20 protein-coding genes are annotated in these 25,924 nt (G+C 49.9%); 6 read left to right on the top strand and 14 right to left on the bottom strand.

Annotated elements, in window-relative coordinates:
* Positions 1 to 18: 18 nt before the first annotated feature.
* The 8 genes from FJM74_RS20365 to uvrA form a co-directional block, all read right to left on the bottom strand.
* On the bottom strand, positions 19 to 1,389 hold the full coding sequence (locus FJM74_RS20365) for a dipeptidase (protein WP_187264483.1): 1,371 nt from the start codon (positions 1,387 to 1,389) through the stop codon (positions 19 to 21).
* Positions 1,390 to 1,514: 125 nt separating this feature from the next.
* A complete protein-coding gene (gene plsY, locus FJM74_RS20360) occupies positions 1,515 to 2,159 on the bottom strand; it encodes a glycerol-3-phosphate 1-O-acyltransferase PlsY (RefSeq protein ID WP_187264482.1) in 645 nt (214 codons plus the stop codon).
* A gap of 315 nt (positions 2,160 to 2,474) precedes the next feature.
* Positions 2,475 to 7,265, bottom strand: a complete 4,791-nt coding sequence (locus tag FJM74_RS20355; RefSeq protein ID WP_187264481.1) for a hypothetical protein — start codon at positions 7,263 to 7,265, stop codon at positions 2,475 to 2,477.
* A gap of 10 nt (positions 7,266 to 7,275) precedes the next feature.
* Positions 7,276 to 8,103, bottom strand: coding sequence for a 50S ribosomal protein L11 methyltransferase (gene prmA / locus FJM74_RS20350; protein WP_187264480.1), 828 nt, complete (start codon positions 8,101 to 8,103; stop codon positions 7,276 to 7,278).
* Between the two features lie 669 nt (positions 8,104 to 8,772).
* Positions 8,773 to 9,534, bottom strand: coding sequence for a triose-phosphate isomerase (gene tpiA, locus FJM74_RS20345; RefSeq protein WP_187264479.1), 762 nt, complete (start codon positions 9,532 to 9,534; stop codon positions 8,773 to 8,775).
* A 190-nt stretch (positions 9,535 to 9,724) separates the two neighbouring features.
* Positions 9,725 to 10,144 carry a DUF3037 domain-containing protein gene (locus tag FJM74_RS20340; RefSeq protein WP_187264478.1) on the bottom strand — a complete coding sequence of 140 codons (420 nt, stop codon included), beginning with the start codon at positions 10,142 to 10,144 and terminating at the stop codon, positions 9,725 to 9,727.
* A complete protein-coding gene (locus FJM74_RS20335; protein ID WP_187264477.1) occupies positions 10,122 to 10,919 on the bottom strand; it encodes a HipA family kinase in 798 nt (265 codons plus the stop codon). The genes FJM74_RS20340 and FJM74_RS20335 overlap by 23 nt, the downstream gene beginning before the upstream one ends.
* A 246-nt stretch (positions 10,920 to 11,165) precedes the next feature.
* Positions 11,166 to 13,967 carry an excinuclease ABC subunit UvrA gene (gene uvrA / locus FJM74_RS20330; RefSeq protein ID WP_187264476.1) on the bottom strand — a complete coding sequence of 934 codons (2,802 nt, stop codon included), beginning with the start codon at positions 13,965 to 13,967 and terminating at the stop codon, positions 11,166 to 11,168.
* 621 nt (positions 13,968 to 14,588) lie between these two features.
* Here uvrA and FJM74_RS20325 point away from each other — a divergent pair.
* From FJM74_RS20325 to FJM74_RS20305, 5 genes are all read left to right on the top strand, one after another.
* Positions 14,589 to 14,714: a 30S ribosomal protein THX gene (locus tag FJM74_RS20325; protein ID WP_187264475.1), complete on the top strand. Its 126-nt coding sequence runs from the start codon at positions 14,589 to 14,591 to the stop codon at positions 14,712 to 14,714.
* Positions 14,715 to 15,424: 710 nt separating this feature from the next.
* Entirely contained in the window at positions 15,425 to 15,763 is a 339-nt protein-coding gene (locus FJM74_RS20320) for a hypothetical protein (protein WP_187264474.1), read from the top strand.
* 600 nt (positions 15,764 to 16,363) lie between these two features.
* Complete coding sequence (locus tag FJM74_RS20315) at positions 16,364 to 16,966, top strand: RNA polymerase sigma factor (protein ID WP_187264473.1); 603 nt, start codon at positions 16,364 to 16,366, stop codon at positions 16,964 to 16,966.
* Positions 16,967 to 17,189: 223 nt separating this feature from the next.
* The gene (gene nth, locus FJM74_RS20310; RefSeq protein WP_187264472.1) at positions 17,190 to 17,870 is read left to right on the top strand and encodes an endonuclease III; all 681 of its coding nucleotides are present in this window, start codon (positions 17,190 to 17,192) and stop codon (positions 17,868 to 17,870) included.
* A gap of 59 nt (positions 17,871 to 17,929) precedes the next feature.
* Positions 17,930 to 18,451, top strand: coding sequence for a hypothetical protein (locus FJM74_RS20305; RefSeq protein ID WP_241739273.1), 522 nt, complete (start codon positions 17,930 to 17,932; stop codon positions 18,449 to 18,451).
* A gap of 75 nt (positions 18,452 to 18,526) precedes the next feature.
* Here FJM74_RS20305 and FJM74_RS20300 read toward each other — a convergent pair whose 3' ends face one another.
* The 4 genes from FJM74_RS20300 to gldB form a co-directional block, all read right to left on the bottom strand.
* Positions 18,527 to 19,009: a DUF4890 domain-containing protein gene (locus FJM74_RS20300; RefSeq protein WP_187264471.1), complete on the bottom strand. Its 483-nt coding sequence runs from the start codon at positions 19,007 to 19,009 to the stop codon at positions 18,527 to 18,529.
* Between the two features lie 410 nt (positions 19,010 to 19,419).
* On the bottom strand, positions 19,420 to 20,616 hold the full coding sequence (locus tag FJM74_RS20295; protein WP_187264470.1) for a glycosyltransferase family 4 protein: 1,197 nt from the start codon (positions 20,614 to 20,616) through the stop codon (positions 19,420 to 19,422).
* 141 nt (positions 20,617 to 20,757) lie between these two features.
* The gene (locus FJM74_RS20290; protein WP_187264469.1) at positions 20,758 to 21,411 is read right to left on the bottom strand and encodes a hypothetical protein; all 654 of its coding nucleotides are present in this window, start codon (positions 21,409 to 21,411) and stop codon (positions 20,758 to 20,760) included.
* Positions 21,412 to 21,475: 64 nt separating this feature from the next.
* Positions 21,476 to 22,465, bottom strand: coding sequence for a gliding motility lipoprotein GldB (gene gldB / locus FJM74_RS20285; protein ID WP_187264468.1), 990 nt, complete (start codon positions 22,463 to 22,465; stop codon positions 21,476 to 21,478).
* A gap of 75 nt (positions 22,466 to 22,540) precedes the next feature.
* Here gldB and FJM74_RS20280 point away from each other — a divergent pair, with 75 nt between their 5' ends.
* A complete protein-coding gene (locus tag FJM74_RS20280; RefSeq protein WP_241739272.1) occupies positions 22,541 to 23,194 on the top strand; it encodes a porin family protein in 654 nt (217 codons plus the stop codon).
* 59 nt (positions 23,195 to 23,253) lie between these two features.
* Here FJM74_RS20280 and FJM74_RS20275 read toward each other — a convergent pair whose 3' ends face one another.
* Positions 23,254 to 24,861 carry an Rne/Rng family ribonuclease gene (locus FJM74_RS20275; RefSeq protein WP_187264466.1) on the bottom strand — a complete coding sequence of 536 codons (1,608 nt, stop codon included), beginning with the start codon at positions 24,859 to 24,861 and terminating at the stop codon, positions 23,254 to 23,256.
* A gap of 207 nt (positions 24,862 to 25,068) precedes the next feature.
* Positions 25,069 to 25,920, bottom strand: a complete 852-nt coding sequence (locus tag FJM74_RS20270; RefSeq protein ID WP_187264465.1) for a tetratricopeptide repeat protein — start codon at positions 25,918 to 25,920, stop codon at positions 25,069 to 25,071.
* Positions 25,921 to 25,924 lie beyond the last annotated feature (4 nt).

Genomic DNA, 25,924 nt, shown 5'->3' with positions numbered 1-25,924 from the left:
TTTCCAACTTAAACCAAATTACGCATGCTGGCTCATCTCCGCATAATATTGATAGAATAAGGGAATGGTCTCGATTCCTTTCAGGAAGTTGAAAAGGCCGAAGCTCTCGTTAGGCGAGTGGATGGCGTCGGAGTCGAGGCCGAAGCCCATGAGCACCGAATCGATACCCAGCACTGCTTTAAACATGGCCACAATCGGGATAGACCCGCCGCTGCGCACCGGAATGGGCTTTATGCCAAACGCCTCTTCGTAGGCTCTGGCAGCCGCCTGGTAGGCAACAGAATCAGTTGGCGTAACAACGGGCTCTCCGCCATGATGCGGCTTTACTACCACCTGCACGCTGGCAGGAGCTATACTTTCAAAATGCTTTCTGAACTTCTCCGTAATTTCTTCGGATGTTTGATGTGGCACCAGCCGCATCGAAATTTTGGCATAGGCTTTTGAGGCGATCACTGTCTTGGCGCCTTCGCCGGTGTAACCTCCCCAAATGCCATTTACATCTAAAGTAGGCCTGATGGAAATACGCTCCCGGGTGCTATACCCTTTTTCGCCATGCACATCGGCAATGCCGAGCGCCTGCCTGTATTTTTCCAGATCGAAGGGTGCCCGCCCCATCTCTGCCCGCTCCTCTTCTGTCAGTTCCTCCACATTGTCATAGAACCCCGGAATGGTGATGTGGTTGTTCTCATCGTGCAGCGAGGCGATCATCTGGCACAGAATGTTGATCGGGTTGGCGACGGCCCCTCCATAACTGCCGGAGTGCAGGTCGCGGTTAGGGCCTGTTACCTCTACCTCCACATAGCTCATGCCGCGCAAGCCAGAGGTGATCGACGGCGTGTCGTTGCCGAGCATGCCTGTGTCAGAGATCAGGATAACATCAGCTTGGAGGCGGTCCAGGTTGTTCTTCACAAAAGTGCCCAGGTTGGCGGAGCCTACTTCTTCCTCGCCCTCAATCATGAACTTAACATTGCAAGCCAGCGCATTATGCTTCATCATGGTTTCAAAGGCCTTTACGTGCATGTACATCTGGCCTTTATCGTCGCAGGCGCCACGGGCGTAGATTTTTTCATTTTTGATGACCGGCTCAAAGGGCGGGGAGTTCCAGAGTTCGTAGGGGTCGGCGGGCTGCACATCGTAGTGGCCATACACCAGCACCGTTGGCAGGGCAGGATCCACCATTTTTTCGCCATACACAATAGGATAGCCGGCTGTTTCGCAGAGCTCCACGCTGTCGGCCCCGGCTTCCTGCAGCTTCTGCTTTACAAATTCAGCCGTCCGGATAACGTCGGCCTTAAATTTAGGATCAGCGCTCACGGAGGGTATTCGGAGCATTTCCATCAGTTCGTTTATAAACCTGTCTTTGTTCTCGGAGATATAGTTCTTCAGCATGAGATGTAGGTAATTGTTTAGATCGTTTTACGAAAAATGCCACTCCCGGTCAGAAGAGTGGCATATAATATGTTCCTTGGCAGATTGCTGATTGAGCGATTGCCGCCGGGCTACCGGAGTTTACTTTACCTCTTTCGGCCGAGCTTTATGGTGGTCTTGCTTTCCTCGCCCTGTAATAAGCGGTTGATATTTTTGCGGTGCGTGAGCACCACCACGGCAAACAGCACAAACCCAAACACGATCAGCACCGGGTTTTCGGGGTTAAAGCGCGGCAAGAGCAACAATACCGGGAAAGCAAGAGCCGCAATCATGGAGCCGAGCGATACATACTTGGAAGTAAAGAGCACCACCATAAAGATAACAATACACACCAGCGCCACCTCCGGCTGCACAGCCAGCATCATCCCCAACAAAGTTGCCACGCCTTTACCGCCTTTAAACCGTTCGTATACCGGAAAAATATGACCAAGCACCGCCAGACCGCCCAGTATCAGTTTAAACGTTATCAGCTGATCTGCTTCTATGGCATTAAACAAGATCAGAAAATTTGCCAGCGAAGCAGCTGCCCATCCCTTAAAGATATCGATTAACATCACAATCACACCTGGCTTTTTGCCTAGCACCCGGAAGGTATTGGTGGCTCCTGAGTTACCGCTACCATGTTGGCGTATATCAATACCATAGTAGGCTTTGCCCAGCCATACAGCCGTACATATTGCACCAATCAGGTAAGCTGCCACAAACAGCACAAAAAACAGTAGTATACTCATGAATAATAAAAAATTATGAAACAGCCATAACCAGTTTATAACCGAAAGGCGCTCAGGCCTGCTCACTAATTATGAAAAGACGTAAATATAGCCAATTCTTAATTTAATTTTTCGATTTCGGGGCCTCACTTAAACTTTATACCCAAGATTATAGTTTCTGGTTCTAAAATTTTGGAAGCTCCGCCTCAACTTACAAAAAATAATTAATGAATCTAGGCCTCTTCAGCTGCCCCGGCGCTTAATGCTTCGCCAACTGAGAATTACCCTGGCACGCTTGTCTACAGGGCAATTGCTAGTCAGCAGTTTCAGGCATGGTTACCAATTATCCTCCTCCTCAGACTCCTCTTTCTTATTTCGCTTCTTTCTTTTCCTGCCACCCTCTTCTTCTTCGTCGTAATCCTGGCCTACCGGGGCAGCATTATCAAACAATCCGGCTGTGGAGGAGAGCTTAAAGTCCTCTTCGCCATTCAGGTAGCTTTTTCTGAAGGAGCCGACAAAACCGGTTCGCTCTTCGGGTTGGGCTACAAAAAAGCCATAGTTAACAGCCGTCAGCTCGCGGCTGCCCTTCGATTTGGAACGGATGACCTTGTTGAATTTATCGTCTGAGGAGTCTACTATCAGGCCGTTATCTACAAAGCTGAAGTAGTACCAGTTATACATATCAGCCTGCATATACAGCGTAACTACCGGCCGGCCGTACTCCTGCCGCAGCTCCAGGTAGCCGTCCAGCTGCGCATTAATATCCTCTTTCAGAATGCCTGCCAGGCTTAGTTTGCCTACACTGTACCAGGCCTTCTTCTCCTCCGACCACTTCAGATTCACCTTGTTCAGCAACAGGCTCCTGACCAGTTTAGAAGAAAGTGACGGAAGCGGAACATACTTAGCCACGCTTTTCTCCTTATATTTCTCCGCATCGCGCTGGCTCAGAAAATCGCCTATCCGGGCCAGTGTCTGTTCGTCTGCACTTACAGCATCTGGCAGCCCTTCCACATTTTCTTTCAGGCCCTTGGCCATTATCGAGAGCGCCTGAGCCGGTATATCCAGGTCAATAGCCATAAAAGTGTCTAACAGGTAAAGGCTGCTGTCCATGTTGGCGGTGCCTGCTCCGGCAGCTTCTATTCCAAAGTTCCTGGTCGGTTTAAGCAGGTTGAGCTTGCCCTTAAAACTCAGCTTATTTGAGTCGGGGTTGTAACGGAGCAGATTGCCTTCATACAACGAGCCATCCTGCTGAATGTTGGGATCCCCGATTTCAAACTCATTTTTGTCTTTGTTGAAAGATAGCAGGCCATCTACGGTAAAAAGATCCAGATCCTCCTGGTCCTGCTTTCTGGACACAAAGGTGCTGTAAATATCGGTGGTAGCAGCCGCCACGTGCAGGCCGGTGCGGAGCGGTATGCCATCGGCTGTTTTAGGGTTGAGGAGCGGAATAAGTACTTTCTCCGGATTCAGCGAATCGCGCCTGAAGGGGAACCAGTCTGTGCCTGCTTCGTTGCCGGAAAAGTTGAGTCTCAGAAAGCCGTCGAAATTCAGGTACTTCTGCGCCGAGTTCATGCCCACTTTGCCCCGGTACAAGATGCTCGGAAAAACAGGAAAGGGAGTAGCCTCCTCTACGGTAGCCACTGCAGAAGTATACATCGGCACTTTCTTTTTGGAGTTTGCCGCAGCTGCACCATAGGCAAAGTCAGAGAAATGCAGCTCATACGGCTCCTCTGCACCTTGGTAGGCATACAAAGCATCGCCCTGAAAAGCATGACGCGACAGAATGCGGATATTGCCGGCGTACATCTTATGGAACTGGTGCAGGGAATCGGCCATGATACCCGCATGCTGCATAGGCTTCATCACCGCTCCGGCTGTGATCTCTATTTTTCCGCTATCGGGTACAATGTAAGAATCGGCTACGGCAACATGAGGCACCCCAATGGCCAGCAGCGCATTTTCTTCGAGATCGTACTCGCCGCTGGTGGCTATAAACCGAAGTCCGGCCTGCTCCGGGTGCAGCGAATAAAAGAGGTTGCTGGCGCCATCGGCATTGGCTTTCAGGTTAACCTTTCGTTGTGCAATATCCCAGCTGCCGCTGCTGAGCGATGTTTTGTACTGTGCCTTCGGGAACTCCAGGCTGGCAACTCCTTTCTGCACCGTCTCAAAATCGACCTGTCCCTTGGCCAGATCATAGTTTACATGCACCTGCCGGGCATTTAAGGCCGGTTTATCGGCTATGTCAGACTTCAGGACAAGCTGTCCGTTTCTGGCGGTAAAGCTGCGCTGGTTAAACACGAACCGCTCCGAAACCACCCGCGATGTCTCATTATCTACTTTGCCGCTACCATACAAGCCACCCGGCGACAGCCTCACAATACCATCGAAAGAAAATGGCTCCTTATATAGCTGCATGGGCTGCTGCGGGTTCAGGTACATGGTGTCGGCTTTGGGCAACCAGCGCATGCTGTAGGCCGCCAGCGAGGCGCCAGGCAGGTCGGCACCGCCTGCTTTGGGTTCGGCCATCGTTACGGCAGAACCAGCCGGAGCAAGCACAGAATCCTGGTAGAACGTAAAGGAAGGAGCCTCTAAGGTAGCAGTCAGGTATTTTAGCTTGCCGCTGCTCTGCAGCCCGCCTGCATTCATAACAATAGAATCGTGAACAACGCCTTTCCCTTCAAAAACAGGAATACCGGCTTCAGGCGCTTTATGGCGAAACCCCATCGTACCGTCTGGCATCTTCACCACTTTTGTCTCGAAAGGAGGCATCATGCCACCCGAGTGGAACCGCCCTTTAAACCCTACCACCCCACGCCTGGAGTCGCTGAGGCTGTCGACCTTAAAAGGGAACATCTCGAAATAAACCGTGGTATCGTAAGCGCCGCCCAGGATATCGGGGCTTGAAAAAGAAAGCTGCCCGCCGGACAGGGCATCGAACTTCGGGTAATCAGACAGGTACTCTTTGCCGGACTTATTATCGGGCCTGTTGATGTATATTTTGCCTGAGAACTTGCCATTCTTGCCAGGAACGATCTGGTTTATGTTTTTAGACTTGCTGTTCTTACTTGGCTCTTTCGTGTTCAACGTCATGAACTGCAGCTTTTGCAGGTCGATGGAGAACTCGTTGTAATCAAACTTGAAATCAGTGCCTTTAAAAGCGAGCTGGTTCGCATGTACTTCTCCGCTGAACTCCATATCGCGGTTCGACAAGATGGTGATCTTGCTGCTATCCGGGATGATATAGATGCTGGTGGTATCGCTGGTAAAGAATACTTTCCGGACACCACGCACCTCCAGCCTGTTGGTTTCCAGGTTAAGGGTGGCATTTTTGCCCGACGGAACAAGCGATTTTATAACCAGGTGGTCATAATCGTGCTTATGCTGCGAAGCGCCCACATAATGCCAGGCTTTCTGCTTCAGTACCATATGCCCTGAAGGCGCATCGAAGTCTACGAAACCTAACTGCGAAAGCCTGGAAGCGGCATCTCTGAAACCATCTTCCGGAATCCTGGTGTACTTGGCCACATCCGAAACGTTAAACTCGCTGGTCCTGGCTTTAGTGGCATAGGCAATCAGGGGCTTTAGCGGGTGAAAGGTGGCCACGCCCACCAGTTGCTGGTACTGGCTGTTAGAAAAGTAGGAAGCAGACTCCAGCCTGACCGGCACCAGCATCTTGTTGCTGACGGTAATAAAATCGATATCGGCTGTGGCCAGGTTCCAGCGCAGGCGCTCTGCCAGTATTTCCAGTTGGTGATAGTTGTCCAGAAAGGGGGTATTGGCATGCGTTCCTTTTTCGCGGGTCAGGGTTAGGGTATTGGCTGGCCTGGAGTAAACGAGCTGCATGGCGGGGTGCGTAAGCAGGTCTTTGCCCTGAAAAATCTCTACAGAAGCACGGTTCGAGGTAAGCAGGCTATCGCTTATCACAAACCCTCTGGACTCTGACCGAAACTTGCGCACGCCATTGTGCGACACCACGATCTCCGATGACTTTCCATCCAGGCAATTGCTTCCCATTACGTTTCCGGCAAGCGAGAATCCGCCCCTGTAGCCCATGTTCTGGCCCAGGTTTTTGAGGCGGGCATTGTCTGTAAAGGAAATAAATTTGGGGTACCCGGTCTGGCCTTTGCTGCTCCGCCTGATGCTCTTGAACTCAAAGGCGCCGTCTATCTTCTCCTGCAGCATGGCCGGGTAGCTCAAGGTGGCATCTGGCACTTTAAAGGCCGGAGCCGTAATACTGAAGCTGTATTGCCGGAAAATAACTAAAGCCGGGCTGCCGTTTACCTGCCACTCAAAAGAGCCGCCCTCGCCTGCAAACAGCTGGTGCGCCAGCACCACATGGCCGCTGGTGTGCCGAATAGCTGCAGAATCGTGTGCCGTAACAAAAGTAAAATCCACATTTTCGAGTTTCAGGGCAGGTCCTGTTACTTTAGGCTGCGCAGGAATAAAGTATTTCTTAGCCAGCTGTGCCTGCTCTTTTTTACTTGGTGCTGGATTGGCAGGAGTAGTGGTCACGGTGCCCCAGGGGTCGTCTGTGCTCTCTTCCTGCACCACTTCATCATCCCAGGACACATTGTCCCACTCGGCGTTGCTGCTGGTTTCCTGTGTTTCGAGCTTGGCTGCAGGGCCACCTTCGTATACAAAACTGAAACGCCCACCTGTTGCCTGCAGCTTCTGAAACTTGTTCTGAAAAAGTAAATCCGAAGCCAGGTAAAGGCTGCTGGTTGCCAGAAAGCGCTCCAGGTTGCCCATCTCTTCCTGCCTGACGGCTTTGGCAACTACCTCGAGCATGTTATCGAGGGAGCTGCCGCGCAGGTTGTGCCTGCTGGTGCCATCGGTGAGCATGCCGAAGAACTGTTCGAAGTGTGGGCGTACGCGCATTTTCTTTTTGTACATCTGCTGCGCGATGTTCGCGATCTCCTGCTGCTGCTTTGCCGTTAGTTTGCCGCTGTTCCAAAGCGCTTCCAGGTTGGTGGCAAGGGCCTGGGCGTTGGGTCCTTTGCCGTTTAGCAGCAGAGCCTTGGCATCCGCCACAAACTCAGCCGGGTTTTCCGACAGCTTGTTTTGAGCCAGTGCCGGCGAGGCAAAAAAAGAAAGAAATAAAAAGAAAGGAAGTAAAGTTTGTTTCATGAGGAGTGGATTACCTGGACTGGAAAATAGCGGATACCCAGTTGTTTTTATCCCGGTGAGATTGATACTGGAGTTCCAGGCTGGCAGCTTTTTCCCGGATCATGGGCAGGTCTTCGGTATAGAAACCGCTGAGCAACAGCCACCCCTGCGGTGCCAGCACCGCTTTGTAAGCCGGCATATCGTCCAGCAGCACATTTCGGTTTATATTGGCCAACACTATATCAAACGGCTTCTCGCCCTCCAGCTGCTCGGCACCACCCAGGCGCACGTCCATGGGAGTTTGGTTGAGGGATGCGTTTTCGCGGGCATTTTCTACGGTCCAGTCCTCAATGTCTACCGCCACGATGTTTGTTGCGCCCAGTTTAGCGGCGGCAATGGCCAGTATGCCCGTGCCGCAGCCCATGTCGAGCACCCGCTTGCCGGTGTGGTTCAGGCTTAGCTGATTCTCGATCATGAGCGTGGTGGTCTCGTGGTGGCCTGTGCCGAACGACATTTTGGGGTTGATCACGACATCGTATTCCGCTGTTTCCGGCTTTTCATGGAAGGATGCCCTTACCGATACTTTGCCGCCGATAAAAAGCGGCTCGAAGTTGCGTTCCCACTCCTCGTTCCAGTTCTGGCGCGCTATTGTCTGCACCTTATACTCTATTGGCACCATCCTCTTATAGCGCGTCAGCAAAGTATCGAGGGGGCCCTGCTCAAACTTGTCTTCGTCTATATAGGCGCAGAAACCGTTTTCTGTTTCCACAAAGGCATCAAAGCCTAATTCCCCCAACTCAGCTATCAGCATATCAGCAAAATCGGGTGTTACGCGTAAGTCTACTTCTACAAAATCCATGGAAATATTATTATTCTGCGCCAAACTGCATGGGCAGGCAAAGGTACTACGTAATGCGACACGAAAACTGAGTTGAAAGCCGTCAGGCGGTTGTGCATGTTAGTGTGCAAAATCAAACCAAATATAATTATATCCTGCCATAGTAACAGCAATAACTACCTGTTTTTCGGTATTATTATACTAGTGCCACAAAAATCAGGTAGCCGCCCTTGCGGCTGATCACCACCTCAAAGCAGCAGCAAAAGCTCAGGAGGGCCGTTTTGATTCAAATAATTTGATTGATGTGCTAATTTCCCCATTCGGAGGTGCAAAGATTCGGGAATTTGATGAGGGGTGGGCGTGAGTTCTTCAAAATTTTTGGCTCAAGCTACTGATGCAGGTACTGGTGCTCTCTAGTTTTTGGAGAATTGTAGCAATGACCTCGCAGCGTGCGCAGCTCCTGTGAGTGTCTGAGGGAAAAGTTAAAGTTTACCCAGGCCAAACTCTCGTAGGAGCTGCGCATGCTGCGGGGTTTGGGCAAGTCAAATTATTTGAATCAAAACAGCCCTCCGGAGGCTTTGCTGCTGCTGCTGCTGCTGCTGCTGCGTAAGGTCAGTTCGCCAAAATCTTTGGAACTTAAAAAGCCCTGACCTTTGATGGACAGGGCTTCTGGAACAGGGTCAGTTCTGATTAGAAAGACTTAACGATGTCGGTGAAGTCTCTGGATTTAAGAGAAGCTCCGCCAATCAGGCCGCCATCTACGTCTTCTTTTGAGAACAGGTCTTTTGCATTGCCTGGGTTGGCGCTGCCGCCGTACAGAATGGTGCAGTTAAAAGCCGCCTCCGCATCGAACATGCGTGAGAGCTGTTCCCGGATGTAGGCGTGCATTTCCTGCGCCTGCTGGCTGCTGGCCGTACGGCCGGTGCCTATGGCCCAGATCGGTTCGTAGGCGATTACTACCTGGTCGAACTCTTCGTTGCTCAGATACGAGATGCTGTCTTTCAGTTGCTGGCCCACATACTCAAAGTGGCGGTCGGCGTCGCGCTCTTCCAGCGGCTCGCCACAGCAGAAAATTGGTTTAATGCCCTGCGCCAGCGCAGCTTTCATTTTCTTGTAAAGTGTTTGGGCATCTTCGTGGTGGTACAGGCGGCGCTCACTATGGCCCACGAGCACATACTCCACGCCTACCGACCTGAGCATGGCAGCCGACACCTCGCCGGTATAGGCGCCACTCTCGTGCTCGCTTACGTTCTGTGCCGCCAGGTGCAGCCTGTCGTTGCCCTGCGTGAGTTTTCCCACCGCGTGCAGGAACGGGAAGGGAGGCGTCACGATTACGGTCACATCGCCGCTTACTTCGTCTTTCAGCATATTGTCGATTTCCGACACCAGCGAAAGCGCCTCCTCGTAGGTTTTGTTCATTTTCCAGTTACCTGCAACTATTTTCTTTCTCATAACTTATGGCTTGTTGAATGATGATTGATCTAAGATTCTGTAAATCTGTTACAGAACTGGCAATTTAATAATTTATTTGGGCAAGACTTCACAGAGAGCAACTTTTGGTAAAAGGACAGCAGACACAGTATTTTTTGCTCATTTGTTTGTTCTGCAGAAGCCTGAGATTAAATGCGGATTCCTGCGCACCTCAGGCACCCTTCACGCCTTTTATTGCAGGCGCTTCCTGCCTTACCAGCTGCAAAAACAGCCGGTTCAGGGTTTGCTCCGGCTCAACGCAGAAGCCTGGGTGCACCGGCGATGTTTGCACCACGGTGCTGCGGGTGGCGGTGAGCCAGCGAAAACGCGAAGCAATCGGCAGCTTCCCGATAGTCCCTCCGTCGGCGCCTCCCTTGCAAATGCGCTCAAAGGCGCGGAGCCGCTCCTGCAGTTCCTGCATGTCCAGCTCGGCAGCAAAAGCCCTGAGCCGCTCCTCGTTCAGCTCGTACCTGGTTTGCAGAAAGCCTTTGGAGGAGCAGTATAAAATAACGCCCACATTCATAAACTCCTCGCGCTCCACGCAGGGCACCACCCGGATCACGGCGTACTCAAATAAGTGTTTCTCTTGCATGTTGGGCTGCTTTAACAAAAATATCGGAATGGACGACTCTGGTCTCTAAAAAGTGAATATAGGCTTCGCGGTGCTCGGCAACTGTCTCAAACGGCGAATCGCCTGTCAGCCACTCGTCGGGAATGAGGTCCACGATCGCGCGGATGCGTTCTGGTGTCAGGATGGCACGCGCCGCTGCGTCTGCGGTATCGAGTTCGGTGGCCTGGGGCAGCAGCACGTGGTCTTTTATAAGCACGAAGGGCCGCTTTCCCTGCTCCGCCAGGTTCTGCCAGGAGTGGTGAAAGTAGAACGAGGCGCCATGGTCGATCAGCCACAGCTCTTTGTGCCAGATAAGCATGTTGGTGTTGCGGGGGGTGCGGTCTACGTTCGTGATCAGGCAATCGAGCCACACAATCTGCGAAGCCGTTCTGGCATCGAGCGTGGTCACCAGCGAGTCGAAGGTGATGGCGCCGGAGAGGTAGTGCAGCGCCAGGTTGAGCCCGCCGCTTGCCTGCAGCAGGTCCTGTATCTCCTCGTCGGGCTCGGTGCGGCCAAAGGCGGTGTCTACTTCTATAAATACGATTTCGGGCACCCGCAGGCCAAGCGCCCGCGCAATTTCCCCGCCAATAAGTTCGGCGATGAGCGCTTTTACGCCCTGTCCCGCTCCACGGAACTTCACAACATATAGAAAGTCGTCGTCGGCCTCTACAATCGCCGGCAGCGATCCACCTTCGCGCAAGGGGGTAACGTACCGTGTCATGGTAACGGTTCGGAGTTCGGGGGGGCTGAAATCCATAGGTGCCGGGGTTTGCTTTTTGCTTTAGTAATAAATTATTCTAATGAAAAAGGCCTTCTGGAGGCTTTTGCTGCTCCTGGTGCTGCTGTTGATATGGACACAAGATCAGATTATTAGTATCACGTATTACGATGCACGTAGCACGACATGGGCTATGAATCAGTCATGTATAAGATGGTGCTTTGCAGATTAGCTCCTAGTATCAAAACCACCCATTAAACAACTAACACTCAGCAATTATTCAAATTAAAGCTTTTCTTTCAGGAAGCGGGCTGTATCGTTTCCTTCCAGCTTCGCCATATCCTCGGGTGTTCCCTCAAACAGTAGGTTGCCTCCGTTCAGGCCTCCCTCCGGGCCTAAGTCTATTAGCCAGTCAGCCGATTTAACGATGTCCATGTTGTGCTCGATAATCACGACGGTGTTGCCGCTTTCGATAAGCGCGTTCATGGAGGTGAGCAGCTTGCTGATGTCGTGGAAGTGCAGGCCGGTGCTGGGCTCATCGAAAATGAACAGGATGTTTTTGGTGTGCTGCGTGGCGCCCTTGGTCAGGAAAGAAGCCAGCTTTACGCGCTGCGCCTCGCCGCCAGACAAAGTATTGCTCGACTGCCCCAGCCTGATATAGCCCAGGCCCACATCGTTGAGCGGTTTCAGGCGCTCGAGAATTTTCTGCTGGCCCTCAAAAAACTCCAGACTATCGGCAATGGTCATGTCCAGCACCTCCGATATATTCTTGTCATTGAACCTGATATCCAGCACATCCTGCTTAAAGCGTTGGCCGTGGCAGCTGTCGCAGGTCAGGTAGATATCGGCCATAAACTGCATCTCGATCTTCACCTGCCCCTCGCCCTGGCACACCTCGCAGCGGCCGCCTTCTATGTTAAAGGAGAAATGAGATGGCTTGAAGCCCCGCGCCTTTGCCAGCGGCTGATCCGCGAAAAGCGTGCGGATGGCATCGTAGGCCTTCACATAAGTTACCGGGTTGGAGCGCGAAGACTTGCCGATCGGGTTCTGGTCTACAAACTCCACATGCTCAATTTTGGCATAGTCGCCTTGTAATTTGTCGTGCTTGCCGGTTGCCTCGGAGGTGGCACCGTGCAGCTTCTGCATGGCCGGGTAGAGTATCTTCTTCACCAGCGTAGACTTGCCCGAGCCGCTCACACCTGTCACGACCGTCATCACCTCCAGCGGAAACTTCACGGTCAGGTTTTTCAGGTTGTTCTCGCGGGCTCCCACAATCTCGATGTAGTTGCGCCACTTGCGCCTCTGTGCCGGCACTGCCAGCTCCATTCTGCCGCTCAGGTACTGGCCGGTGTAGGTTTCGGAAGTCGCGATCATCTCCTCAAAACTGCCCTGGAACATGAGGTTTCCGCCACCGGAACCAGCCTCGGGGCCAATGTCGATGAGTTGGTCGGCTGCTTTCATCATCTCCTCCTCGTGCTCCACCACAATCACGGTATTGCCGATCTGCTGCAGCGAGCGCAGCACACCGATTAGTTGCTCGGCATCTTTGGGATGCAGGCCGATGCTCGGCTCATCCAGAATATACATAGAGCCCACCAGGGCGCTGCCCAGCGAAGTGGCCAGGTTGATGCGCTGGCTCTCGCCACCAGACAGTGTATTAGACAGACGGTTCAGCGTGAGGTAGCCCAGCCCCACCCGCACCAGGTAGCCCAGGCGATTGGTCACCTCCACGGCCAGCCGCTCGGCAATGTTACGCTCGTGCTCGGTGAGCTGTATGTTCTGGAAGAAAGCCAGCACTTCCGTGATCGGGAGCAGCACCAGGTCGGTAATGCTTTTGCCGTCTATTTTTACATAGCTGGCGTCTTTGCGCAGGCGCGAGCCACGGCACTCGGGGCAGGTGGTGCGGCCCCGGTAGCGCGACTGCATCACGCGGTACTGGATCTTGTGCGACTGCGCCTGTATATGCTTGAAGAAATCGTTTAAGCCTTCGAAATATTTATTGCCGGTCCAGAGCAGTTCCTGCTCCTGCGGGCTCAACTCGTTGTAGGGTCGGTGAATCGGGAAGTCGAAGCGGATGCCGTTTTTAATTAAAGGCTGCAGCCACTCGTTCATTTTCTCGGAGCGCCAGGGGGCAATGGCTCCTTCGTACACGGTCAGGCTTTTATCGGGAATAACCAGGTCGGGGTCTATGCCCAGCACGCTCCCAAAGCCTTCGCAGGTCTGGCAGGCGCCGTAGGGGTTGTTAAAGCTGAAGAAGTTTACGGAAGGTTCCTCGAACAACATTCCGTCGAGCTCAAAACGGTCGGAAAACACACGCACCGCGTCGCCATACATGACACGGCACTCCCCGTGCCCCTCGAAAAAGGCAGTCTGCACCGAGTCAGCAATCCGGAACTGCAGGTCTTCGTCTTCTTTGTAGATAACGGCCCTGTCTATTAGGATATACACCTCGTTGCCGAGTTCGGGCGTGTTCTCGAGCAGTTCCTCTATAAAATAAACCTGGCCGTTGGCGTAGATGCGGGAATAACCTTTTTGCAGCAGCAGGTCCAGCTCTTTGGCCAGTGGACGCTCCACCGTAAGTTGCAGCGGTGCCAGGATCATGACGCGGGCTTCGTTCTCGAGCGAGAAAATATAATCGACCACATCTGTTACCGTGTCTTTCTGCACCACCTCTCCCGACACAGGCGAGTAGGTTTTGCCGATACGGGCATAGAGCAGCTTCAGGTAATCGTAGATCTCGGTGTTGGTGCCCACGGTGGAGCGGTTGTTTTTGATGCTCACCTTCTGCTCTATCGCAATGGCCGGGCTGATGCCTTTGATGTAATCCACATCCGGTTTGTCCATCCGGCCCAGGAACTGCCGGGCGTAGGAACTTAGGCTCTCTACGTACATGCGCTGCCCTTCGGCATAAAGCGTGTCAAACGCCAGCGACGATTTGCCGGAGCCGGAGAGGCCCGTGATCACGATGAATTTATTGCGGGGCAGCGCCACGCTCAGGTCTTTGAGGTTATGCACCCGCGCCCCTTTAATAATAATGTTATGCCGGGGGTCGAGCGTATCGATATTTTGTTCAGAATTGTTTGCCATACAGCCAGTGGGCCCTGTTTTGAGCCGCCAAACGGCAACCAAAACCCAAGCCCTGCTCTTAAATTTAAGTAATTTGCAAAGGTACAAATACTTAACCTGATTTAGAAGGCCATGGTTACAGCTGCCTGCCAATTGAAGCAAAAGAACCGGAAATGAAATACGCTGGTGGCCTAAGCCCTTGCCGCTGCCTGTGCTCCCGGGCCACCAGCAATCGCAGGAGCCTCCGGAGGGCCTTTTTAATTAGAATAATCGGGTTAATGTGCTACTGGGTCGATGTGCTGATCTTTTAATTTGAAGATTTGGAAATTTGAAGATGAACAATGGAAAGCAATTTAACTCATAAATTTTACCTCTTCACTCCTAAAAAGTCCTGTGTCTTGTGTCCCCGAAAAAGCTTCCGGAAGGCCTGTCTCATTCAAATAATTTGGGTCAGGTGCTCCTACGCTCCTACGCTTTTAACCTGTGCCGAACTGCCCTTTTTAGGTTAACTCCTTTATATTCTGCCTGCTATTTACTATCTTAGCAATGGCAGCTCTCAAATTTTTTCAGCTGCCCGGCATCATAACCCGTAATAATCAAGTACACCATGTTTAACTAAACATCTATTAACAAATTTTATTTATGGGAAAAGGAGATAAAAAATCGAGAAAAGGTAAAATCGCCAAAGGCAGCTATGGCAACAGCCGGCCACGCCAGTCAAATAAAAAAACAGCCGAGGCTCCTAAAAAAGAAGCCGCCGCATCGTAGCGCCCCGGCATAACCGCACCCATAAAAAGGCACCGCTTCTTTCTGAAGCGGTGCCTTTTTAATTAGGCCTCCGCAGAGTATCTGCCGCCTCCGTTCCAGCACAGCGCGTCCTACCCAAACACAGCTTCTCCCTGATAAGCAGGAATGGAATAGTCTGAATTATATGCTTGTTTATTTCAAGATTATTTTTAACTTTAGTATCTAAACTCCGTTAGGGTAATATATAACAAAAAAGAAATATCAAGCCATGTAATGCAGGGGTTACCCATTTTAAAAGATTTATTTTAGGGGCCAGGGCAGGAGGCATATCCCCTTAGATGGCAACGAATTGAGCTAACAGAGGTCGGTTTCTGGTCCAGATTTTATAATCAGCTTCCAGAAACATCAGGAGCCAACACTATATTTTCCACCAAAACCGGAACCGTTACGCTTCAATATTATCAATACATTATATTTCATTAAATCAGCTTAATTCTGTAACACACATTCCCTAACAGAAGTATAAAAATTATAACGGACCCAGAAGGTCCTGGCCAGAAATTAGCTTCTTCGGCCCTGCCAGATACTGTTTCCAGTTCTGCTTCTGCCTGTAACATATTGGAGGGCATATCCAACAACAGACATACCATCAGAACCGGCTTCCTGCATTTGGCGCCACAAGCCAGAGAAGAGAAACATTGTCTTATCATTAACTTAAAAGCTAACATTACATGACACAACTGGACATCAGAAGTTTGTTGGAGAGCATTGAGAGAAGGGTGTACCAGCAAGAAATTACGACAGATGAAGCCGTTACCAAGGTGATAAACTCTGAAATAGCATATGCCATAAACCTAAAATACAAAGTGGAGAGCAACCATACCAACGATGCTCTTCTCAATGTATCCTGCACAACAGTAGAGTGCTACCTGAACCACCTGAAAGCGCTGGAACAGAAACTGCAGAAGCCGCACGACATTACGGCCCAATGCAAGCCTGTAGAAGAACGCGAAATCAACCGTAGGTTGTTGCTGATCCTTAACCGCCTGAAAGGCTATAGCAGAAAGTAAGGATTCTGCCCCATTTATCCACCAGATCCTTCGCAAGCCGGCATCCCGGATTTGCGAAGGATCTATACATTTACAGGCAGTCCTGTGTTTCGATAACTGAGGCCCCGTTTTTGAAGTGCTGCAAAGCTGCCGCCCCGGAGAGGAAGGCGCTGCTTAAAGCCTCTCTTAAATAAATTGCTCCCGAAGTTGTGCAGCAGCAGTAGTGGCGGCCTTACCAATCTTAGCAACGGGGAGCAGCGCCCAACAAAAAGCTTACAATCATTAGTTTTTCAGCAGCTCATTGGTAAGATTATTGTGTGAGATTTTAAAAAGGAGCAGCTGCAGGGCATGCGCGAAAAAGGGGTCGTAAAAAATAAAAATCTATATAGCCGCATATTTATATATCTCCGTATAAGCATGCGGCACAGATTGCCCGTAACGCTTAGCAGACCCGATTGGTACCGCCCTGGCGATTTATTTTTTTTCTGAAGCCCGGGCAACATTTGCACAAGCTAAAACCTTTACCTATATTTGATTTACCCTTCTAAAAAGTTTTGTTTATAATTCAAACGCTCACAATATGATATAAAGCTCTACGTTAAACATAATGTAGCTTTTACGATGAATATAACTACCCAGCTTAGCGATTCCGCATTGGTTACGCTTTATATCGCAGGTACAGAAAATGCGTTTGAACAGTTAGTAAACAGACACAAAAACAAAGTATATACTACGATTTATCTGATCGTTAAAGATTCGTACACCGCCGAAGACCTTCTGCAGGATACTTTTATAAAAGCTATCCACACCATGAAGAGCGGCCGGTACAACGAAGAAGGCAAGTTCTCGTCCTGGATATGCCGTATTGCCCACAACCTGGCAATCGACCATTTCCGGAAAGAGAAACGGAGCCCGATGATCACCCTGGAAGACGGGAGCAATGTGTTCAATAACCTGTCGTTTGCCGAAGACTCCGCGGAGTCGCTGCAGATAAAGGAGGACACCCATACCCGTCTGCGCGAGCTAATCCAGACGCTGCCACAGGCGCAGCGCGAAGTGCTCATGATGCGGCATTATGCGGACATGAGCTTTCAGGAGATTGCTGAAGCTACCGGGGTGAGCATCAACACTGCCTTAGGCCGTATGCGCTATGCGCTTATAAACCTGAGGAAGAAGATGCTAAACCAAAGTATCACTTATGATAAAAACCTCTACTCAGAATGAGCTAATACAGTACGTTTATAATGAATTGGCAGAAGATGCCTGTGAACAACTGGAATTGGCCTTAATGCAAGACAGTGAGTTGGCTGAGAGCTGCTCAGATCTGTTAATGGTTCACCACCTGCTAACTGGTTCCATCAAAATCGCTCCCGAAAGAGCTGTTAACAACATCCTGAATTACTCAAAAAGCTTAAGTTTGCAGTCTTAACGACTGTAAACTTTTTTTATGCAGAAAAAGGAACGCTTCAGGCACCTGATCGGGTATTTCACGCAGAATTTTCCGGAACCGCAAACGGAGCTGGCCTATACCAGCCCTTATGAGCTTATGGTGGCCGTAGTGCTTAGCGCGCAGTGCACCGACAAGCGCGTGAACATGGTAACGCCTGCCCTTTTTGAGGCCTACCCCACACCTGTGCACCTGGCCACCGCCACACCCGACGACATACTGCCCTACATCAAAAGCATCTCTTACCCCAACAACAAAGCCAAGCACCTGGCCGGCTTAGGCAAAATGCTGGTGGAGCAGTTTAACTCGGAAATACCAAGCACCGTGCAGGACCTGGTAAAGCTGCCGGGCGTAGGCCGCAAAACCGCCAACGTAATCGTATCAGTTATCTGGAACCAGCCCGCCATGGCCGTAGATACGCACGTGTTCAGGGTAAGCAAGCGCCTTGGCCTGGTTACGAAAGAGGCGAAGACCCCGCTGGAGGCAGAGAAGCAGCTAATCGCTCACCTGCCACAGGACCTGATTGCAAAAGCGCATCACTGGCTCATTCTGCATGGCCGCTACATCTGTGTAGCCCGTCGCCCTAAATGCGAGGAGTGCCCACTGACACACTTCTGCCAGTTTTTCCAGAAGAACTTCCCCAACATTCCCGACGATCCGGAGAACAAACTAGGAGGCTGAGCCAGCAGTTTTTTCTAGATTATATACTATATTCGCCTTTGCCAATATAGAAAAGCCTTATGACTACCAGACAAGCACTCACGCTGCTTTTAATGCTTGCCACATTCTCAGTGGCACATGCCCAAGCAAAGTTTTTAGAAAAAACAGGAGGCCACTGCTTTCAGATGCAGGTGCCCAACTACATGCTCAAGACTTATGAGCTTAACGATGTCGCTTCGCTGCAATACCTTAATACCGCCAAAGAGGCGTACGTGGTGGTGATAGACGACTCGAAGGAAGAGTTAGAGAGCAAAGGAATCAAGTTTACAGATGCCGAGGATTTTTTGGCAGATTTCGCCACTGATTATAAAAAGGAAGCCAAAAAGCGGAAGATGAGCAAGGTATCTACTGCAACGGTAAACGGAAATGCTGTTGCCGATGTAGAGCTGACCTGGAAAGATGAGGATGGCAACTTTTATATGCTGATTACAGCAGTAGAGACCAAAACGCACTTCTATAAAATTCTGTGCTGGACAACAGAAGCCAACGTAAAGCTGCTGAAAGAAGATTACAAGACGATGGCCAGAAGCATCAGAGACTGATAGTAGTTCAGCGCCACTGAAGCATAGTCACAGAAAAGGGCAGGAAATCCTGCCCTTTTCTGTGACTATGGGAAATTAACTGCTTTGTGATCTTCTGGATTCTTTTCCTTTAAAATCTTTGCCACGCTCCTGGCCTCTTTCCTGCCTGCGGGCACGCATCTGGCTTTTCTCTGCCTCGTATTGCGCATACTGCTTTTTGTTCAGAATGCTTTTCATCTCAGCCTCCCGCTTGGCGTGCAGGGCTTTCCGCTCGTCGCGCATGTTGCTGTTGGCACGGTCAGCATCTTTATATTTAGCCTGCAAGGCCTGCATATCTTTGGCATGTTGCACATTCAGGGCCTGCAGCTTTTTTTGCTGCGACTTGTTCAGGTTCAGTCTCTGAGCCATCCGCTCGGTTTGCTTCTGCGCTCTGGCCTCCGGATTTCTGTTATGCTTTTTATGTTCTCTATCGGCACGGTACTCTGTGCGGTTTTTCTTTTCTTTCTGAGGGGCATTCTGCGCGAAGGAAGCACCAGCCACCATCACACCCAGGGAGAGCATTACGATTATCTTTTTCATCTTATTTTTCCTTTCAAACTCATGGTTAGGTATTGTGTAAAGGCAACAACTTAGGCCCGGTGTTTAAACGCTTAGCTGTTACTGCATACCCAAAGCCCGTGCCAGAATTTCAGGAAAGGAAATCACCAACTCTTTAAACTTCAATATTTACCTAACAATCAGAACCTTGTATTGTTCAGAAGTTTTAAAGAGAACGAAAATGTACGATTACTGCGGTATTGCCGGAGTGGTAAATCACTCAGCCTTTAATTTCAGGTGTAATGCAGTTCAGGCACAGCAGTTGAGTAACTGTAAAAGGTAACTCAACTGCTGTGCCTGAATTATTCTAATGAAAAGGCCCCTCCGGAGGTCCTGCCGCTCCTGCAGGTTATGAGCCTGAAAAGCAGCCGTACACGAAACCGGAGAGTTTCCTATTTCGCGGCCCGCTTCAGCACATCCTCCACCTCAAGCACCAGGTTAAGCCGGTCGAATTGCTTTTTGGCCACCATGGCTCCTCTGGCTCCTGCCGCCCTTAACCCCTCCTGGTCATCAAGCGCCTGCTTTATGGTTAGTGCCAAAGCCGCCGGGTTCTCGGCAGGCACATACCAGCCACAGCCAAACCGCTCTACAAAAGCTTTAGTCCAGCCGGGGTTGGTCACGATAACAGGGGTGCCGCATACCAGGCTGTCGTAAAACTTGGCGGGCGAATTGGTGGCCAGCACCGGAAGGTCGTTAAAAGTAACCAGCGACACCGTGGCTAGCTTAAAGAGCGCAAACACCTGGTGCCGGGGCAATGGGGGCACCAGCGTCAGGTTGGTGTGCTTCCGGGCCAGTTCCTGCACCTGCGGCTCGTAATAGCCTCCGCCGGTAAATACAAATTGTATCTGGCTTTCCGGAACCAGGGCGGCAGCTGCTCTCAGAATACCAGGTATGTCGTTGGCGCGGCCAAACGTGCCGGCATACAGCACCACCTGCTTGCCCTGTAACTGCAGTTGCTGCCTTAGTGTCTCTACCTGCTCTGTTGTTACCTGTTGCGCCAGGTGCAAATCAGTGCCATTGAGGTTGGTCGTTATTTTATGCCGTGCCACGCCCAGGCTGGCCACATAATCGGTCATATCGGGAGAAAGGGTGATAATATGGCTGGCACTGTGGTAGAGGCTCCGCTCCTGCTGGTAAAGCCTGCGCTGGAGCCATTTGTTTTTTACGGCCCCCATGGTAATCGGGAACGATGGCCACAGGTCCTGCACCTCAAACACCCATGGCACTCTGCGCAGGGCCGCTACCCGCGCCGCCACCCAGGGTGTGGAAAGCGGCGTAGAAACGGCCCATATAATGTCTGGGGCGGGGCCAGCCAAGCCTTTGGTGAGGCAATAGGCCGCAAAACGGCTGTAAGAGAACAGCCGCTGGGACACGTTCATTTTATTTTTATAAGGCACATCGCACTCGTGTAGTTCCACCCCCTCCGGCACCCAGCTGTAGGCATGAGTTATGCTGTGCTGCCGCCAGGCGCTGCTCGTGATCAGGCGAATCTGGTGCCGCTGCGCCAGTGCCCCCATAAAGGTATAGTGCCGGCAGGTGGCGGGGCAGTCGGGGTTGTGGTGGTGTTGGTGCAGTAGCGTAATGCGCATGGCGAAGCGTAAGGTTCTCGTATCAGGATTAGGTTACTTGTGCAGCAGCAACAGCAGCAGGTAAAGAAGCTCAGGAGGGGCTTTTTGATTAGAATAATTCAGCGGCAGGAATCAGGGTTCACTCATTAAACATCTTAGCCATTATAGCTTAGCTTTTATAGTTTTTCCAACTGCGAACAAGACCTTATCTATGTAGTAAGAATAATCCTTTATATTTTTCAAGTCTTCCTTAAGCACAGAGGAATTCAACCATTCTTTATATGCATATATATACGCCTTTTCTTTTTTCGTAATTATCGAAAGCCTTCTGAGCCTTTTAATTTCTGAGTCATTACTCATTGATGAAAAAACTCCAAATGCTCTAATTACATGTTGATCAATGATAGGCTCTCCAATGGTTTTAGTTAAGTATTTCCCGAATTGATAGAAAACTAGTCCATCATCTTTGTTATCATCTTGCTCAGAAGTTATCCCCTGAATTATATGTTTAACCTTTTTCAAATCGCCGTTTTTCCAGACAATGGCATACAGTAATTTCGTTAAGGGATCCAACTCACCGGATGATATCTCCTCGGATAATTTTCCATCTTCAGTTATTATATTATTTTTCTTTAATTCCTCAATCTCCGAACGGGTAATATTATAAACTATTTTAGGATAGCTGATCTCATCCATTCTATTCTTCCATAATTCGGCAGTTTCAGACACGATATTATTAATTTGCTCAATAGAATTTGCTTGCTCTATTTTAGTAAAGATTTCCTTTACTAAAACAGCTGCTTCTCTGTCATTCATAGATGGCATATTATTAATTTAACTTTCTACCTCTCTACCTTTTTAACTCTCTAACTTAAAGGCTTTACTTCCGGGGCTTGTACTTCGCCTCGTTGAAGATCTTCTGATGATCTGTTTCGGCCATCAGCTCAGGGAGTGTTATGTTGGGGTTCCGCTCCATGTACTTGCGCACAATTTGCCAGCCCACCCAGGTGCCTATGCGGCCGGGGGCTGTGGCATCTATTTCGGGCGTGTTGGGCCGCTCGCCCACATACTTGGTAATCAGGAAGGGGTTCTTTTCATAGAGCAGTTCCTTCTCTATAAAATGGGCCCATACTTTTGGCTCGTTGTGGCGCACTTCTGCAATCTCTTTCCTGCTGTACCCTATTATGGCCGAGTCGGCGGTGCAAGGCATTACCGACTCCACAAAATAATAGGCCTTGCCGGTATTAATCATCTCGGCGAGCAGGTTGCGCTCTGTCTGGCTGGTCTGGTTAAACTGGTTGGAGAGCAGCAGCATGGCCGTAGGCAGCATATTAGGCCTTTCGTAGCGCTTCAGTATATACTCATACACATCGGGCCGGTAGCTGGCGTCCTTACCAATAAAAAAATCTAGGCCCAGCACCAGCAGGCTGTCTGTTATCAGAAAATCGCGGCTCAGGCCCGACACAAAGGTCTTTACCTCGGGCACCACAAAATCAGGGTAGTAATACTTGATCACTTTAAAGGCTGTTTCAAGCTGCTGCCGCTCTGTCTGCATGTCGCCAAACCGAGACTCTGCCTCCTGGCCCAATTTCCGGAGCTCCAGGTTAGTAGCCAGGCCATGCAGGGCGTTAATCAGAACAGAATCTGAGCGAAGCTGGCCCCTACCGAAAAACTTCTCTGCAAAATCAGGGTGGCTTTTTATAAATGCTGCGATGCCCTGCCTGCTGGTATCCTGAAAAAATCGCTTTTCCAAACGCTCTATTTCAACCTGCACCGGCACTTTTTCAGCCCCTTCGGGTATTCCGCAGGTGTTTTTCCTGCAGCCAGAAACAAAAAGAAGTGTTACTAGTATGAGTAGTCTGTAATACATTCTATTATATATTTGTGCAAAAATACGGGGTTAATCCTTTTAGAGTATCTTTATCTTTTAATTTAAACTATGCAAATGAAGAAGTTATCACTAGTACTGATGTTTTTATGTTTTGGGCTCAGCGCCTCCGCTCAAATAGAGATAGGTGTCCAGCTATCGCCCAATATTGCCGGCAACAGATTTGTTGCTGAGGACGCCTACAACTTCCGTAACAGTAATAACCTGAGATTTGGTGTGGGCGTAATTGCCGATTATTTCTTTTCGCAGAACTATGCCATCAGCACCGGCTTGTTCTACCGTACCAAGGGCGGTAAAATTACCTACACCCACAACAGTGGCACCGTCAGCACCTCCGGTTCCGACAATGTTTCCATTCAGTATCTTCAGTTGCCCGTCACCTTAAAGCTGTTCACAAACGAAATAGCGCCAGGCACGATACTGTACGTGCAGGTAGGAACGGCCTTAAATACCAAGGTTTCTGCTGAGGTAAATGACAAAAAGATCATCAACAACGAAAAAATGATCAAGCGCTTCAACATTTTTGAAATAGACGCTTTACTGGGCACTGGGGTAGAATTTACGCTGGGGCAAAGCACGAAGCTGCTGGCCGGCGTTTCTTATCACAGGGGCCTGTCAGATATAGACGATTATTATGAAAAGCTTTTCAGCGACAGAAATATATCCGTAAAGAACAACGTGATCAACCTTGACTTTGGTGTAAAGTTCTAAACCGCTACAGCCTTAAAAAGAAAAGAGCCGCGCCTGATAAAGGCGCGGCTCTTTTCTTTTTAAGGTATTATTACTTCTTCAGGTTCTGATACGTCATTTAGTTCGGCAAAGGCCGAACGCAGTTCTATCTCATCTCCCCGCTCGTCCATAACTTTGAAATCGGTAAGACCAAGCGATGTGTCTTTTACCAATTTAACCCATTTAAAATACTTAAAGAACCATTTTGCTTGCCTCGAAATGATGCCTTTGGTATAATAAGCATACACAAACGGGTGCACATACAGTTCCAGACTTTTATGGTTGTGGCTCGTCAGCAGGTCGTCTACCGCTGCGTCTATTTCATCGGTTACCAGAATACTGGCGGTAATTTTTCCGGTGCCGCCACAAGTAGGACAAACCTCACCGGTTATAATATTTTGCTCCGGCCTTACACGCTGACGGGTAATCTGCATCAGGCCGAATTTTGATATGGGCAGAACTGTCGATTTGGAGCGGTCTTTCTTCAGTTCCTCTTTGAAAACCTCGTATATACGCTGTCGGTTCTCGGGCGACTTCATGTCGATGAAGTCTACTACAATGATACCACCTATATCCCGGAGGCGAAGCTGTCTGGCCACTTCCCGGGCAGCCATCATGTTTACATGCAGGGCAGTTGCCTCCTGATCGGTTTCGGTATTAGATTTGTTCCCACTGTTCACATCCACCACGTGCAGCGCTTCAGTATGCTCTATTACCAGGTACCCGCCACCTGGTATAGTTACTGTTTTGCCGAAAGCAGCTTTGAGCTGTTTCTCGATGTTAAAGTGTTCGAAGGTTTTTGTCTTACCGGCATAGTGCTTCAGAATTCTAAGTTTATCTGGTGCAATGCTGCCGATGTATGTTTTGATCTCTTCATAAAGCTGGACATCATCCACTATTATGTTGTCAAAACTTTCGTTTAGCAAATCTCTCAAAATGGAAGAAGAACGGCCTAACTCCCCGATAACTTTATCGCTAGTTTTAGCCGTTTTCAGCGCTATAAAACCTTCATCCCAGTTGTCGAGCATGTTGCGCAGATCTCGGTCGAGTTCTGCCACTTCACGCCCTTCGGCCACCGTCCTGATGATAACGCCAAAGTTCTCCGGCTTGATCGACATGATCAGGCGCTTGAGGCGCGTACGCTCTTCTTTGCTGACGATCTTCTTGGATACGCTTACCGTGTTTGAGAACGGCACGAGTACCAGGTATCGCCCTGCCAGAGAAAGCTCACAGGATAAGCGGGGCCCTTTGGTAGAAATAGGTTCTTTTACAATCTGGACCAACAGCTGCTGCCCTTTTTTGAGCACGTCAGCTATTTTGCCGAGTTTGTCTATCTCAGGCTCAAATTTTAACTGGTTAAGTTTTGGAGAAGCGTTCTTCTGCGTCTGGGCTACTTTTATAAACTTGTTAAGCGTTTTAATATTGGCCCCCAGGTCATGGTAATGCAAAAAAGCATCTTTCTGGTAGCCTATATCGATAAAAGCAGCATTAAGACCGGGCATCACTTTTTTTACAGTACCCAGAAAAATATCACCAACGATGTAGTTCGTGTCTTTTTTCTCGTGGTGAAACTCTACTAGTCTCTTATCCTGCAATAGCGCGATGCGCTCCCCATCTTGAGTAGAATTAATGATTAATTCATTACTCAATTTGTCTTAAATTAATTGTATGTATAGACCAAAGCCCACTATCGCCTGAGCAATGTGGGCCTCAAATTATTCAGAAGAAATTACTTCTTCTTATGTCTGTTTTTTCTTAGACGCTTCTTTCTTTTGTGGGTCGCGATCTTATGGCGTTTTCTTTTTTTTCCGCAAGGCATAATGTTAATGTTTTAATTTTATGAATAATTTCTTTTGCTACTTCAGTTCTGCCAGGTGCTCGTCTACAGAGGTGGCGAGCGCCGGGTCGTTGCTCAGGGTTTTCACTTTGTTAAAGTAAGTAATTGCCTCCTCGTTCTGCCCTGTTTTAGCCAGCGATACCGCCAGGTAAAACGTACCCTCCACATGCTCCGGATTGATAGAAACGAGCTTACGGAAACGTTCTTCGGCTTTATCGTACTGGTTCGACTGCATGGATAGCAAGCCCAAGTTAAACACCGCTTTCTGGTTATTCGGGTCTGCCGTAATCACCTCCCGCAACAGGCTAATGCCCTGCATCGGGTTATCAGTGGCGATGTAGGTCATGGCAATGTTTGTCTTCGAATCAAGTTCCGATGGGTTGTTCTTCAGCACCTGTTCGTACATGGCACGCGCTTTGGCTCCCAGCTCACTGGCCCTGCCCTGTGAAGGGGCATAGGTGAACGCTTCAAAATAGCTGTCGCCGGCCCGCTTAAAACTTTTCTCGCCTGGGCGGGCATTAGCGGCCAGTTCATAGTAATAGCCGGCACTATCGTACTTGTGCACCGTGGTATAAGCTTCAGCCAGCTCAGCAGCCACCCGGCTACGGGTCTGGTCATCGCCTGCTTTGTTAAAACGGGCCCGTACAGTGGCCAGTTCCAGCAGTTGCTCCGGGCTTGCCGTCATGTGCACATCAGCTGCTCCGGGGCCGTGGTCATGCCCATCGTCTTCAGAATGCCCTTCTGGCAGAGATGATTCAGTTTTTGTAAAACTTTCCTTATCTTCCTCGTTAACAACTACCTTAGGCAAAAAGAACAGAACGGCTACTATGGCAAGAGCCGCCACTATAACTAGTATTTGAGACCGGGACATTCTT

It is taken from the genome of Pontibacter beigongshangensis (assembly GCF_014332515.1).
Lineage (GTDB): Bacteria > Bacteroidota > Bacteroidia > Cytophagales > Hymenobacteraceae > Pontibacter > Pontibacter beigongshangensis.
The sequence above is the reverse complement of the archived record's forward strand: the minus strand, read 5'-3'. Positions and strand labels throughout refer to the sequence as shown.

Coding starts and splice junctions, on each gene's coding strand:
- FJM74_RS20365 (WP_187264483.1), bottom strand. CDS start 1,389: ATGCTGAAGAACTATATCTCCGAGAACAAAGACAGGTTTATAAACGAA.
- plsY (WP_187264482.1), bottom strand. CDS start 2,159: ATGAGTATACTACTGTTTTTTGTGCTGTTTGTGGCAGCTTACCTGATT.
- FJM74_RS20355 (WP_187264481.1), bottom strand. CDS start 7,265: ATGAAACAAACTTTACTTCCTTTCTTTTTATTTCTTTCTTTTTTTGCC.
- prmA (WP_187264480.1), bottom strand. CDS start 8,103: ATGGATTTTGTAGAAGTAGACTTACGCGTAACACCCGATTTTGCTGAT.
- tpiA (WP_187264479.1), bottom strand. CDS start 9,534: ATGAGAAAGAAAATAGTTGCAGGTAACTGGAAAATGAACAAAACCTAC.
- FJM74_RS20340 (WP_187264478.1), bottom strand. CDS start 10,144: ATGCAAGAGAAACACTTATTTGAGTACGCCGTGATCCGGGTGGTGCCC.
- FJM74_RS20335 (WP_187264477.1), bottom strand. CDS start 10,919: ATGGATTTCAGCCCCCCCGAACTCCGAACCGTTACCATGACACGGTAC.
- uvrA (WP_187264476.1), bottom strand. CDS start 13,967: ATGGCAAACAATTCTGAACAAAATATCGATACGCTCGACCCCCGGCAT.
- FJM74_RS20325 (WP_187264475.1), top strand. CDS start 14,589: ATGGGAAAAGGAGATAAAAAATCGAGAAAAGGTAAAATCGCCAAAGGC.
- FJM74_RS20320 (WP_187264474.1), top strand. CDS start 15,425: ATGACACAACTGGACATCAGAAGTTTGTTGGAGAGCATTGAGAGAAGG.
- FJM74_RS20315 (WP_187264473.1), top strand. CDS start 16,364: ATGAATATAACTACCCAGCTTAGCGATTCCGCATTGGTTACGCTTTAT.
- nth (WP_187264472.1), top strand. CDS start 17,190: ATGCAGAAAAAGGAACGCTTCAGGCACCTGATCGGGTATTTCACGCAG.
- FJM74_RS20305 (WP_241739273.1), top strand. CDS start 17,930: ATGACTACCAGACAAGCACTCACGCTGCTTTTAATGCTTGCCACATTC.
- FJM74_RS20300 (WP_187264471.1), bottom strand. CDS start 19,009: ATGAAAAAGATAATCGTAATGCTCTCCCTGGGTGTGATGGTGGCTGGT.
- FJM74_RS20295 (WP_187264470.1), bottom strand. CDS start 20,616: ATGCGCATTACGCTACTGCACCAACACCACCACAACCCCGACTGCCCC.
- FJM74_RS20290 (WP_187264469.1), bottom strand. CDS start 21,411: ATGAATGACAGAGAAGCAGCTGTTTTAGTAAAGGAAATCTTTACTAAA.
- gldB (WP_187264468.1), bottom strand. CDS start 22,465: ATGTATTACAGACTACTCATACTAGTAACACTTCTTTTTGTTTCTGGC.
- FJM74_RS20280 (WP_241739272.1), top strand. CDS start 22,541: ATGAAGAAGTTATCACTAGTACTGATGTTTTTATGTTTTGGGCTCAGC.
- FJM74_RS20270 (WP_187264465.1), bottom strand. CDS start 25,920: ATGTCCCGGTCTCAAATACTAGTTATAGTGGCGGCTCTTGCCATAGTA.